We start from the raw sequence: 13,401 nt of genomic DNA, 5'->3' as shown, positions 1-13,401 counted from the left end.
TCTATAAGGGGTGATAATATCATTGTAAGAAAGTTCTAGTGCTATGCATTAGAACTTTCGTTTTGTATAAGTTTAAAATATTAAAGTATTGTATTTGAGTGTTCTATGTTAGGTTAAGGGTGTTTTTCCTCTCATTTATTCACTAAAAAAGTGCGACTTTTGTAATGAAATAAAGAATTAAGGGGCTTTATTTTAATCTTTATGATATTTTCTGTAGGGGTAGATAATATCATAAAAAAAACTCTAGCTAATGCTAGAGTTTTTTGTTTTTTACATACTTAAGTTTATTTAAACTTAACAGCTACTTTTTCTGCAATACCAACAATTACTTCGGTAGCTTTTAAAATACTCTCTACAGGTACGTATTCGTAACGCCCGTGAAAGTTGTGTCCACCAGCAAAAATATTAGGGCATGGCAATCCTTTGTAAGATAATTGAGAACCATCTGTACCACCTCTAATAGGTTTAATTAATGGTTTAATCCCCATTTCATTCATAACCTCTTCGGCAATATCAACAATATGCATAACCGGAGTTACTTTTTCTTTCATATTGTAATATTGATCTTTAATTTCAATCTCAATTAAGTCTTTACCTAATTTCGTGTTCATTGCTGAAACTAAATCTAACATGGCTTGTTTACGATTTTTAAACAATTCCATATCATGATCCCTAATAATATATTGTAAAGTGGTTTGCTCAACCTTTCCTTCCATTTGGTGTAAGTGGAAAAAGCCTTCATAGCCAGTTGTTTTTTCAGGAACTTCATTGGTTGGCATTGCATTGATTAATTCGCTAGCAATTGTCATCGAGTTAATCATTTTTCCTTTCGCATAGCCTGGGTGAACTATTTTACCATTTATAGTAATTTTAGCACCAGCAGCATTAAAGTTTTCATATTCTAACTCACCAATCTGACTTCCATCCATGGTGTAAGCCCATTTAGCACCAAACTTTTCTACATCAAACATATGAGCACCTTTACCAACTTCTTCATCCGGAGGAAAACATACTCTAATTTTACCGTGTTTAATTTCTGGATGCTGAATTAAATATTCCATCGCAGAAACGATTTCGGTAACACCAGCTTTATCATCGGCGCCTAAGAGTGTTGTTCCGTCTGTAGTAATTATAGTTTGACCTTTGTATTGTAATAAGTCATCAAAATAATCAGGAGACAATACAATGTTTTGCTCTTTGTTTAAAATAATGTCTTTTCCGTCGTAATTTTCGTGGATTTGCGGTTTTACATTCGCACCAGTAAAATCAGGACTTGTATCTATATGTGCCACAAAACCAATAGTTGGTACTTCGTAATCTAAATTACTAGGTAGCGTAGCCATTAGGTAACAGTTTTCGTCTAAATCAACGTCTTCCATTCCTATTTCTACCAGTTCTTTTTCAAGAACCTTTGCTAAATCCCATTGTTTTTCGGTACTCGGAAAAGCAGGATTGTTAGGATCGCTTTCAGTATCAATAGTTACATATTTTATAAATCGATTGATGATATGTTGTTTGTTCATTGTTGTAATTTTTAGCGTTTCAAAAGTAACTAATTCAGTTGTGTTTTGTTAATTAAATTTAGGGCTTTGCAAATTCGTTCATCTACTAAAGAATCTCCATAAACTTCCGTTTTAACATGTAAGAAGTTGTCATCGTTAATTTTAGTAAACGTATTTAATATATGATACGAATAATTGCCTTTTTTACCTTCAGCATAACTATAATAAGAAGGTTTATTAAGAATATTTACATCGTTGGTTTTAATTTCTGATAAGCCCATTTTTTTATTATCATCCGTAATTTTCTGCTTAAAAGTATTGTCTAAAAAAACAGTTTTATGCACCAAAGTAACATCCATAAGTGTTGTTTTTGTTACGCTAATAGTTGTGTCGGCAGCATAGATAGATGTTTTAGTATTGTCATAATATAAGTTTACTTTCCAGTTTTCAGGAAATTGTACGCTAAACATATTTCTAACATCTTCACTTTTTTTAAGATTACCATAAGAATTGGTTTCTTTACAAGGAAACTCTTCTTTTAAATCGGGAAATGAATTACAAGAAATCATTAAAATCAAGACTAAAACAGTTATTATATTTTTCATTTTTTTTCTATTTCTTATGTTTAAAATAAGCGATTAACAAATCTACTACATAACTGTAAGATTTTATTCCTTTTGATTGATTGTTTGCCTTTAAATAAGAATTGTAACCTTTTTTTAAATAAGGCTCAATAGGGTTTTCAAATTGTTTCCAATGTAAATAACTATCTTTATAATCTTTATAAATTCCGATATTTACCGTTTTCTTAATTTCTGAAGCCAAACCTTTATCTCGCCTGTAAATTTGACCGATACAGTAATTATACGCCATTCTATATCCCGAATATTTAAAGTATAAATCATCATTTTTAATAGCAGCTAAGAAACCAACAAAATTTGCATCATTTTCTGCAGCCCAACCAATTTGATGCGCCATTTCATGACAAGTCGTTGACGGATATCCGGTTTTAGGAATCATATCATTTATTTGTGCCTCGCCTGTAATCGGATTTATATAACCTGCGGTTCCGTTATAAGATTGAAACAAACTCACCAAAGAACTTTTTATAGATGGGTTTTTATACGTTAACTGCGGATAAATAAAAGCTAAGTTTTTATAGCCATTTGTAGCTAATTGATAAATTTCTTTTTGAGAATAAGGAACGATAACTTTTATAGAATCATTATTGGTGATTTGTAAATGTATTTTGTTTAATTCTAAAACAATTTGTTGCGTAGTTTCAACCAATTGCTCGGTTGTGTATGTAGATTGTTGTAAACCTAAATTTTTAGCCAAAGGCTCGCGAAAATAATTGAATCCCCAAAAGGCATAAAAACAAAAATAAACAATAGATAAAGTCGTTATGAACTTTAGAAGCAACGGGATACTATTTTTAAATCGGTTTTTAATTAATTGATAAATAGCTTTAATGAACAAAAATATCAATATAAAACCTAAAAAATCCCCAAATGAAAAAGGAATCCATCCTAAAATAAAACGAAAAAAATTAGAAATATAAGGATATACTCCTGTGCTATAATATTGCTCTACCCATTGTGTTTTTTGGCTAAAAAAATGCACAAATAATATTTGAAAAGGTAAAGTTAAAGCTATTGTAAGCTGTTTTTTATTGTACTGCATAACATCAAAAATAAGAAAGTTAGTACGTTATCAACAAGTTAATAACAGTTTTGTTTACAAAATTTGTGCATAAAGAAAGTTAAAGATAGCTCCTAGAAGTATCAGCTTAAAAAATTACATTTGCAGTTATGGAAAGAACTCAATCTCTCAGAGGAACTAAAACTGACAAGGCTAAAATTATTAGTCTTGAAAAAGGAAAATTACCACCACAAGCTTTAGAATTAGAAGAAGCTGTTTTAGGTGCTATGATGATTGATAAAAAAGGTATTGATGAGATAATTGATATTCTTAAACCTGATTCTTTTTATGATAAAAGGCATCAAGAAATTTACGCTGCCATTTATACACTTTTTCAAAATTCAGAACCGATTGATTTACTTTCAGTATCTAATCAGTTAAAGAAAAATGGGACTTTAGATTTAGCGGGAGGTGATTTTTTCTTGATAGGCTTAACTCAAAAAGTAGCCTCTTCGGCGCATATTGAGTTTCATGCAAGAATTATATTAGAAAAATATATTCAACGAAAATTAATTACAATTTCATCTGAAATTATAGAAAATGCTTACAACGAAACCGTCGATGTTTTTGATTTATTAGACGATGCCGAAGGTAAGTTATTTGAAGTAACCCAAGGTAACCTTAAAAAGGGAGCAGAAAGAGCCGATTCACTAGTACAGCAATCTATAACTAAAATACAAGAAATTTCGGGTAAAGAGGGGATGAGTGGTTTGGCTACTGGATTTACGAAATTAGATGCATTAACTTCGGGTTGGCAACCATCCGATTTAATTATTATTGCTGCACGTCCGGGTATGGGTAAAACAGCATTTGTAATTTCAATGGCTAAAAATATGGCGATTGATTTTGGACATGGTGTTGCCGTTTTCTCATTAGAGATGTCATCGGTACAGTTAATTACTCGTATGATTTCTTCGGAAACAGGATTAACTTCAGAGAAACTACGTAAAGGAAATTTAGAACCACATGAATGGGAACAGTTAAATGTAAAGGTTAAAAAACTTTCTGATGCTCCTATATTTATTGATGATACTCCGGCGCTTTCAATTTTCGATTTACGTGCAAAAGCAAGACGTTTAGTATCGCAACACAATGTAAAAATTATTGTAATTGATTATTTACAACTAATGACCGCTGGTGGAGCAGGAGGAAACCGTGAACAAGAAATATCAACAATTTCGCGAAACTTGAAAGCATTAGCAAAAGAATTAAGTATACCGGTTATTGCATTATCTCAGTTATCTCGTGCGGTAGAAACGCGTGGAGGCTCTAAGCGTCCGTTATTATCAGATTTACGTGAATCTGGAGCAATTGAGCAGGATGCCGATATTGTATCATTTATTTTTAGACCAGAATATTATGGTATGACAGAGTGGGACGATGATGATCATTCACCCTGTGAAGGGCAAGGAGAGTTTATTGTAGCAAAACACCGTAACGGGGGAATGGACAATATCCGTTTAAAATTTACAGGGCATTTAGCTTTATTCTCAGATTTAGAAGAAGGTATTAGTAGCGAGTTTCAATCGAGTATGAACTCTGGTATTGAATCTGGTTTTAATACAGATGTAGCTTCTAGTAATTTTGCATCACCAGAAGATGCATTCGGACCAAGTGAGGATGATGTTCCGTTTTAAAACTTAAACAATTTATAAATTATAATAAATACACAATTGCTACATAGTAATTGTGTATTTTAGTTTTTAATTATGAAGAAAATATTATATCTACTTACTTTTATTCTTTTTTCAAACTCAATTTGGGCATCTTTTATTTATGTTCCTATGAGTAATGAGAATCAGAAAAATCATTTAAAAGCATACGGAATTGTTTATTACGCGTTGCAAAACGGATTAAAAGCAAAATGGTTGTTAAATTACGATGGCGGTGCTTTTTTAATAGAAAACAATGATTCTGTAGAAAAAGAATGTAAAATAAGAGGAGTTTCATATAAGGTAATTTCAGATGCTAAATCAGCATTAATTTTAGAAGAAATTTCATCACCTTCAAAAAATCAAGAAGCAGTAACTTTAGAAAAAGCGCCCAAAATAGCTGTGTATTCGCCAAAAGGTAAAATGCCTTGGGATGATGCTGTAACTATGGTATTGGCTTATGCAGAGATTCCGTTTGATGTAATTTACGATGAAGAAGTGTTAAGTGATAAGTTACTACTGTACGAATGGTTGCATTTGCATCACGAAGATTTTACGGGTCAATACGGTCGTTTTTACGGAGCTTTTAGAACGGCACCTTGGTATATTCAACAAAAAAAAGATGCCGAAGCATTGGCTAAAAAATTAGGCTACAGTAAAGTATCAGAAGAAAAAAGAGCAGTAGCAAAAAAAATTAGAGACTACGTAGTTGGTGGCGGATTTATGTTTGCCATGTGCTCTGCAACTGATAGTTTTGATATTGCCTTAGCTGCAGATGGAGTTGATATTGCGGAAGGAATGTTTGATGGCGATGCTTCAGAACCAAATTATCAATCTAAAATAGATTTTAATAAAACCTTTGCTTTTAAAGATTTTGAGTTGATTCGTAATCCAACAACTTACGAGTTTTCGTCGATTGATATGACTCGTAAACGCAGAATTAAAAAAGAGGTTGATTATTTTACGTTAGGAGAGTTCTCTGCAAAATGGGATCAAGTGCCAACCATGTTAACTCAAAACCACACACAGTTGGTAAAAGCATTTATGGGACAAACAACTTCTTTTGATCGCAGTACTGTAAAATCTACCGTAATGATTTTAGGAGAAAATAAAACCAACGGAGAAGGTAAATATATTCACGGAACTAAAGGAAAAGGTATGTTTACTTTTTATGGAGGTCATGATCCAGAAGATTATCAGCATAGAGTAGGAGACCCGAAAACGGAGTTAGATTTACATCCAACATCACCAGGGTATCGTTTAATTTTAAACAATGTGTTATTTCCTGCTGCAAAAAAGAAAAAGCAAAAAACTTGATTGTATTGGTGTCATAGCGAATGAAACGAAGTAATATTTTTTGTTTGTATTTTAAATAGTAATAGGTCGTTTATTTATTAAAGACTACTTCGCAACTTGTAGCTACGTTACGAATAGTTTTTTGAAGCGTCATTACGAATGAAATTAAGTAATCTTTTTTTTTGGACAAAAAATAAAGCCAATAAATTTAATGCTTAGTATTCTTTTTTTCTAATTCTTTAATGAAGTATGAAGGTTTAATATCTGTAACCTTATAAAAAGCTTTCGAAAAAGATTCAGTATTTTTAAAGCCGACTTCGCTGGCGATAGCCTTAATTGTATATTTTCTTAGCAAAGAATCTGTTTTTAGTTTCTCAATAATATAATTGATTCTAAGGTTATTAATATAGTTAGAGAAAGTGGTTTTTTTATGTTGATTTATTATTTTAGATAAATAGTTGCTATTGGTGTTAAATTTTCTAGCTAAGCTCTGTAAGCTATTATCAGTATCTAAAAATGATTCTTTTTTTTCAAAAACCTCTAACTCTTTTAAAATAAGAGAAACGATGTCTTTTGGTATGTTATGCTTAACAGCAATAGTATTGGTAGCGTTTCTAAAAATTACAGGTTTTTTAGTAATCAAATTTTCTTGATTAACCAAAGCTAAAAAACGTTTCTTATAAACGCTTTTTTTTCTTAATTGATACATGATTAATATAAAACCAATAATAAGAAGTGAGATGTAAATAAATTTATTTCTTTGAGCTTTTTTTACGCGATTTTCTAATTGACTTATAATTGTTTTCTTTTCAGATAATAAGTTCGGTATATCGTATTCTTCAGTAAAGGTTTTATTAATTTTATTTTTTTCGTTAAGGCTATAATCCTTTAATTCTAGAAGTTTATTAAGATAAATTAATTGTTCTTTTAAATTAGCATTCTTTTTATGATAGTTGTAAAGAAATTGATAAGTTTTATCTAATGAAGAGCTTGAAATATTTTTTAAAACATTTAATGAGTCGGCTTTTAAATGATATTTTAAAGAGCTATTTAAATCGTTTATAGAATCATATAAAATTCCGATTTTGGTATATACCCTCGTCAAAGTTCTATAATTTTCATCACTAGTTATAGAGGGAATAGCTTTTTTAAAAGATTTTACAGCTTTCTTATATTCTCTCATTTTGTCTTGAATATACCCAAGAGTATAAAATGAGTAACCAAGACTTATTGTATCATTTATTTTTTCATACAAATTGATAGCTATATTGTTGTAAAAATAAGCAGAATCAATTTCGTTCAAATTTCTATATGTTAATGATATATTTAGAGGAAGAGTAGAAAATTCATCACTCTTTAAGTAGTTTTTCTTGTAAGCATATTCATATGCTTTTTTTTGAAGTAATAATGCTTCTTTATTATCTCCAATAGAATTTTTTATAGAAGATAATTGTATTAAAGCTAAAGACTTTATACTGTCATTTTTATTATTGCTCAAATAATTATTTAAATTAACTAATTCTTTTAAAGAATTACTATTTTCTTTTTTATGAAAATAAAATTTTGCTTTATTAATATATATAGCAGCAGGGAAATTTTTAGAAGGTTTCTTTTTTGTAATCTCAATTAAAGAGTCACAATAGTTTAAATAAATACTTTCGTCATTTTTTATATCAGCTAAATAATATTTCCCATCTAACATTTCAATAGTATCTTTCATCTTTAGAGCTTTAAAATAAACAGCATTGGCATATGCTATTGCTTTTAAGGTGTCAGGTTTGCTATTGTAGAATAAATCAGATAACTCTATATAACTTTTACTCGATAATGAATCCGGTAAAGAAGTTGTGTTTTGACTGTTAATAGTTAAACTGAAAGATAAAAAAGTAAAAAAACAAAGTGTTCTTTTTATTGTAAAGTACATATAGTGTTATTAGGATACTCAAATCTACCATTTTTATGATAAAAAGCATTTTTTTTAAAAGTCTGAAAAAGATATGGTTGTGTTTTTGATAACACGGTATTCATGAAAACAGACTACAGTGTTTTGTCAATTAAGCATAAATTCTTGTTCTTTGGAATACGTAAATGAAGGGTTCGGAAACTGTATTGTTTAGAAGGGAAAATTAAATGAAAAAGAAATTTTAAATTCACGAACCCTTTTTATTTTTAAGAATTAAAAAAAGTAATTGGCAATTGTTTTATAAACAGTTACTTTTGTTGCTATAAAACAAAACAACAATGCCAACAACACAACAGCTTCAAGATTTTACACAACAAGTTCGTAGAGATATCGTTCGAATGGTTCACGCAGTAAATTCAGGGCATCCGGGAGGTTCTTTAGGGTGTGCAGAGTTTATAACCTGTTTATACCAAGAAATCATGGATTATTCTACTGATTTTAAAATGGACGGAAATAACGAAGATTTATTCTTTTTATCAAACGGACATATATCGCCAGTTTACTATAGTGTTTTAGCACATAGTGGTTTTTTTCCTGTTGCAGAGTTAGCAACGTTTAGAAAATTAGATTCTCGTTTACAAGGGCACCCAACAACACACGAAAAATTACCAGGTATTCGTATCGCGTCAGGATCATTAGGTCAGGGTATGAGTGTTGCTATTGGCGCTGCGCAAGCAAAGAAGTTAAACGGAGATAATAAAATTGTATACACATTACATGGTGACGGTGAATTACAAGAAGGTCAGAACTGGGAAGCGGCAATGTATGCATCTGGAAAAAAAGTTGATAATATAATTTCAACTATTGATGTAAACGAAAAACAAATAGACGGAACTACTGATCAAGTACTCGCAATGGGAAGCTTAAGAGCAAAGTTTGAAGCTTTTGGTTGGGATGTATTAGAAGTAAGAGAAGGAAACAATGTAGAAGCTATTTTAAGCGGAATGGCAGATGCAAAATCTCGTACAGGTAAAGGAAAACCAGTTTGTGTGTTATTATACACAGAAATGGGTAACGGTATCGATTTTATGATGAATACACATGCTTGGCATGGTAAAGCTCCAAACGATGAACAATTAGCTTCGTCATTGGCTCAAAACCCTGAAACATTAGGAGACTATTAAAAAAATAAACTCAGAGTTTATATTATAAACGTCATTGCGAGGAAGTATGAAAGCAATCTTAAGTTATAAGATTACTTGACTTCGTTCGTAATGACGTTTTTTTATGCTTTTATTCACAAAAAAACGTAAGTAATACCGTAAATTTACGTTAGTAATCTTACTGTAATAATCAAGCGTAAATATGAGAATAGGAATAGTATGTTATCCTACATTTGGAGGAAGTGGAGTAGTAGCAACAGAGTTAGGAATGGCTTTAGCAGATAAAGGACACGAAGTACATTTTATAACTTATAATCAACCTGTTCGATTAGATTTTTTCTCGCATCGTTTACATTTTCATGAAGTAGTTTTAGAAGAATATCCATTATTTCAATATCAACCCTATGAATTAGCGTTGTCTAGTAAAATGGTTGAGGTGGTACAGAAACATCAACTAGAAGTTTTACATGTTCATTATGCAATTCCGCATGCATATGCCGCTTACATGGCTAAAAAAATGCTAGAAGACAAAGGTATAACCATTAAAGTAGTAACCACATTACACGGTACCGATATTACTTTAGTAGGTAGTCATCCGACATATAAAACAGCAGTGGAGTTTAGTATTAATAAATCAGATGAAGTAACGGCAGTATCTAACAGTTTAAAGGAAGACACCTTGCGGTTATTTAATATAGATAAAGATATTAAAGTCGTTTATAACTTTATTGATGGTGAAAAATATAATAAAGCACATCAAGATGAGTGTAAAAGGATTGCTTTAGCTACACCAGAAGAAAAAATAATTACGCATGTTAGTAATTTTCGCCCAGTGAAACGTACCAATGATGTGATTAAAATTTTTAATGAAATTCAAAAAGAAGTACCCTCGAAATTATTAATGGTAGGAGATGGCCCTGAGCGTTTAAAAGCTGAAAAATTAGCAAAAAAATTACACATTGAAGATAAAGTATTATTTATGGGTAACTCTAATGAAGTTGCTAAAATACTGTGTTACTCTGATGTTTTTTTATTGCCTTCAGAAACCGAAAGTTTTGGTTTGGCAGCATTAGAGGCTATGGCAGCAGGTACAGCAGTTATTTCAACCAATTGTGGAGGTTTACCAGAAGTAAATATTCATGGTGAAACAGGGTATTTAAGTAATTTAGGAGATGTAGATGATATGGCTAAAAATGCCATTAAAATATTAAAAGACGATGTTGTTTTAAATAGATTTAAAGAAAATGCGAAAGAACATATTAAGTTGTTTTCTTTAGAGAAAATATTGCCAGTTTATGAAGATATTTATAAAAGTTGTTCCATAAAATAACAAAAAAAAGCAAGACATCGTCTTGCTTTTTTTTGTTGTAATTTTAAATTATTTCTTTTTTACAAAACCAGAAATAACTAGTATTGCTACACCTACAGCTAAAGAAATGTAAGCTTTTTTATTATCTTGTGAACTAAATTCTGCAATACCAATATCTACTGTTGCCTCAGGAGCAATAACTTTATATACACCGTATGCAGTTAATACCAATCCTGAGATAATTAATAATGTTTTGACGATCTTATCCATAATGTTTTTATTTTAAGGTTAATTGAGTTTTTTTTTTTATTATTAGAACTGGTATCTGATACCTAAGGCAATATCTAAATCTAAATCATCACTATATTCATTATTTAAACCTAGTTCTGGTCTAATATCTAAAGACATAATTAAAGGAATATCAAAATTATATTCGATACCTAAATCACCCGCAACTAAAGCAAAAAAACCATCGTTTCCAGGAGTGTTGTAAGAACCAATACCAGCACCAGCACCTACAAACCAATTAAAGTTACCATCTAATTTGTGTACCCATTGGTATAAACCTACAAGTTTAAAGGCATCAACGTTTTTTGAGTTTCTAAAACCTAAATCAAATTCTAATCTATTATTTTCTTTTAAATAGTGTTGATAAGAAAGCTCTCCTCCAAATCCGTCATTATCACCGATTCTAACACCAATGGCATTTTTTGATATTTGCTGAGCGCTAGCGCTTAAAGCTAAAAAAAAGAAAGAACTTATAAGTACTATTTTTAAAATTTTCATTTATTTATGTTTTTTAATGTTACAATGCAAAATTACGACATCATTATAAGTGAGTTTAGCTCATATGTTTTTGATGTTTGCTCATACCAAATAAAAATTAACATATTTTAACATATTAACAATAAATATCTGTAAATTTATACCCAAAAACGAATGACGACTATAAAAATTACTGCTACTGATACTGTTGGGGCGGTTAAGCAGTTGCAAGAAGTAATTGGAGGGACTTTAACAGAAAGATGGGGAGAGCATATTTTAGAGGTTGATAATGAGTTTGCACAAGGAAAAATTACTTTTTTAAGTTTTGAATGGGGAGGAAGCGTATTACAATATGATATTGTTTTTTTAGATGATATTACAATAGCTATAGACGCTTCTGAATTTAATCCAATTCATTTTACATATACTACAGAAGGTTATAGTTATCATAGGTTTGAACTAGAAAATAAAAAAAGAAAACTAGAGGAATATCAATCTGTAATTATATCAAGTAAAGAAGGAGGGCATAATTATAAACATTTTGAAAAGAATGTAAAAATAAAAATGCATTTAATTCAAATTAATAGAATAAAGTTTATCAAGAAGCGACTAAATGATGCTTCTGTGTTGAATAAGAAATTATATGAAGTCTTTTATGATAAACAACACGAAAAGGTTTTTGCTTATTTTGGTACGTATAATTTAAAATTGGCGAATTTTATTAAACAGTATAATGCTATTAAACAAAAAGGGATGATTCGTATTTTGATAAAAGAGGGTATTGTTTACCAAATTTTATCAGAACACATGCTCCAGCACAATAAAGATGTAGAGAGAGATAAAAAACCGAGTACATCTTTAACAAAAAAGGAAATTAGCTTAGTAAGAAAAGTAGGTCAGAAGATACTTAAAAAAGTAGCTGAAGACTATAGTGTAGAAGATTTAGCTAATGAAATAGGTTTGCCACAAGCTAAACTACAAGAAGGATTTAAATTGCTTTTTTCAAGAACTGTTACAGAGTATGTAAGGCATGTTCGGTTAGAGGAGGCACGTGATTTAATTAATAATACGGATTACAACATTTCGCAAATAGTGTATTCAATTGGTTTTTCTAGTAGAAGTTATTTTTCTAAAATTTTTAAAAGAAAATATGGTATTAGCCCGAGTGAGTTTTTAAAAAACAAACAAGAAAGTAAAATAAAAATATGTTAACAAGTTTTTAAAAGCATAGCTAAGAAGCTATTATTTGAATATTTAGTTTTGTGCCATAAGGGTTGTCAATTAGATAATCAATTTCATCAATATCGGTTTTAGAATTAAGCCACATACTTTTAAATATTTTAGGTATTTGTAATGGCATAACTTCATAAATGTTATTAAAAGAATTTAATTCTTCAGTACTTTTTGTGTTAATTACAGAGCAGGTTATAAAACCATCGCTTGTTACATTGTAAATGCCAGCTAAATAAAAAGGTTCTTGATTTTTTTTCTCTACCAAGTAATTTTTAATAGTATTATCAATAATTTTATGGGTGTAAAAACCAGTAACTATTAATAAGCACCTTCTGTTAAATAACGCTTCTTTAAATAATATATTTTTTTTAATATCTAACTTATTAGTGTGTAGTGTGTTTTTAATATTTTGAAACTTGCTCCAGTTTTCGGTGTAATTTTGTGGTAGTAATCCCCAAATACCTTGTGTAATTATACTGGGGTTTTCTAAAGTAATAAGGCTAACAGTTTGTTCTTTAAGACCATTTATTTTACGTTTAGGCTTGTATAAATAAGGATATTTAAAAGATAATTTAGTAAAATCTTTTATTCGTTCTTTTGTTGCTATGTTAGAGAGTTTGTAATTCATGTTTATTAATTTATTTTCTTCATTAAAACATTAGTAAGCGTCAGTAACAAGTATATGTTTACCTTTTAAATAAGGTGTTTATTAAATATACTTTAATGTTTTTCTATTCATATTCTACAGCAACAAATTTAAATAGAAGAATAGAGTATTCTTGCTTCAAAAGAAACAGTTCTTAGCTCATTTCAGTTTTTGTGTTGTTTTTTAAATGAGTTAACAATTAAAGTAAATGAGTAAAGTATTATTTAAGTT

12 protein-coding genes are annotated in these 13,401 nt (G+C 30.0%); 5 read left to right on the top strand and 7 right to left on the bottom strand.

Annotated features, from left to right (window positions below; translation table 11 throughout):
- Nucleotides 1–284: 284 nt before the first annotated feature.
- The 3 genes from pepT to AC28QF_RS02345 are packed head-to-tail and all read right to left on the bottom strand — an operon-like array spanning nt 285 to nt 3,185.
- Nucleotides 285–1,523 carry a peptidase T gene (gene pepT, locus AC28QF_RS02355; RefSeq protein WP_488199958.1) on the bottom strand — a complete coding sequence of 413 codons (1,239 nt, stop codon included), beginning with the start codon at nt 1,521–1,523 and terminating at the stop codon, nt 285–287.
- A 29-nt stretch (nt 1,524–1,552) separates the two neighbouring features.
- Nucleotides 1,553–2,107: a hypothetical protein gene (locus AC28QF_RS02350; RefSeq protein WP_488199959.1), complete on the bottom strand. Its 555-nt coding sequence runs from the start codon at nt 2,105–2,107 to the stop codon at nt 1,553–1,555.
- A 7-nt stretch (nt 2,108–2,114) separates the two neighbouring features.
- On the bottom strand, nt 2,115–3,185 hold the full coding sequence (locus AC28QF_RS02345; protein ID WP_488199960.1) for a DUF3810 domain-containing protein: 1,071 nt from the start codon (nt 3,183–3,185) through the stop codon (nt 2,115–2,117).
- Between the two features lie 128 nt (nt 3,186–3,313).
- On the opposite strand from AC28QF_RS02345, the gene dnaB reads away from it, so the two are divergent.
- A complete protein-coding gene (gene dnaB / locus AC28QF_RS02340; protein WP_488199961.1) occupies nt 3,314–4,840 on the top strand; it encodes a replicative DNA helicase in 1,527 nt (508 codons plus the stop codon).
- Between the two features lie 72 nt (nt 4,841–4,912).
- Nucleotides 4,913–6,172, top strand: a complete 1,260-nt coding sequence (locus tag AC28QF_RS02335) for an asparagine synthetase B (RefSeq protein WP_488199962.1) — start codon at nt 4,913–4,915, stop codon at nt 6,170–6,172.
- A gap of 187 nt (nt 6,173–6,359) precedes the next feature.
- On the opposite strand, the gene AC28QF_RS02330 is transcribed toward AC28QF_RS02335, so the two are convergent.
- Entirely contained in the window at nt 6,360–7,871 is a 1,512-nt protein-coding gene (locus tag AC28QF_RS02330; protein WP_488199963.1) for a helix-turn-helix domain-containing protein, read from the bottom strand.
- A 521-nt stretch (nt 7,872–8,392) separates the two neighbouring features.
- Between AC28QF_RS02330 and AC28QF_RS02325 the strand changes: the two genes are divergently transcribed.
- A complete protein-coding gene (locus AC28QF_RS02325) occupies nt 8,393–9,238 on the top strand; it encodes a transketolase (RefSeq protein WP_488199964.1) in 846 nt (281 codons plus the stop codon).
- Nucleotides 9,239–9,419: 181 nt separating this feature from the next.
- Nucleotides 9,420–10,547, top strand: coding sequence for an N-acetyl-alpha-D-glucosaminyl L-malate synthase BshA (gene bshA, locus AC28QF_RS02320; RefSeq protein WP_488199965.1), 1,128 nt, complete (start codon nt 9,420–9,422; stop codon nt 10,545–10,547).
- 48 nt (nt 10,548–10,595) lie between these two features.
- Here bshA and AC28QF_RS02315 read toward each other — a convergent pair whose 3' ends face one another.
- Nucleotides 10,596–10,796 carry a hypothetical protein gene (locus tag AC28QF_RS02315; protein ID WP_488199966.1) on the bottom strand — a complete coding sequence of 67 codons (201 nt, stop codon included), beginning with the start codon at nt 10,794–10,796 and terminating at the stop codon, nt 10,596–10,598.
- Between the two features lie 42 nt (nt 10,797–10,838).
- Nucleotides 10,839–11,312, bottom strand: coding sequence for a hypothetical protein (locus tag AC28QF_RS02310; RefSeq protein WP_488199967.1), 474 nt, complete (start codon nt 11,310–11,312; stop codon nt 10,839–10,841).
- Nucleotides 11,313–11,465: 153 nt separating this feature from the next.
- On the opposite strand from AC28QF_RS02310, the gene AC28QF_RS02305 reads away from it, so the two are divergent.
- The gene (locus tag AC28QF_RS02305; protein WP_488199968.1) at nt 11,466–12,503 is read left to right on the top strand and encodes a helix-turn-helix domain-containing protein; all 1,038 of its coding nucleotides are present in this window, start codon (nt 11,466–11,468) and stop codon (nt 12,501–12,503) included.
- A 19-nt stretch (nt 12,504–12,522) separates the two neighbouring features.
- Here the strand turns inward: AC28QF_RS02305 and AC28QF_RS02300 are convergent, their stop codons facing one another.
- On the bottom strand, nt 12,523–13,152 hold the full coding sequence (locus AC28QF_RS02300) for an SOS response-associated peptidase family protein (RefSeq protein WP_488199969.1): 630 nt from the start codon (nt 13,150–13,152) through the stop codon (nt 12,523–12,525).
- Nucleotides 13,153–13,401: the final 249 nt, after the last annotated feature.

The sequence above is a fragment of the Tenacibaculum sp. M1.3A genome (genome assembly GCF_057732375.1).
The sequence above is the reverse complement of the archived record's forward strand: the minus strand, read 5'-3'. Positions and strand labels throughout refer to the sequence as shown.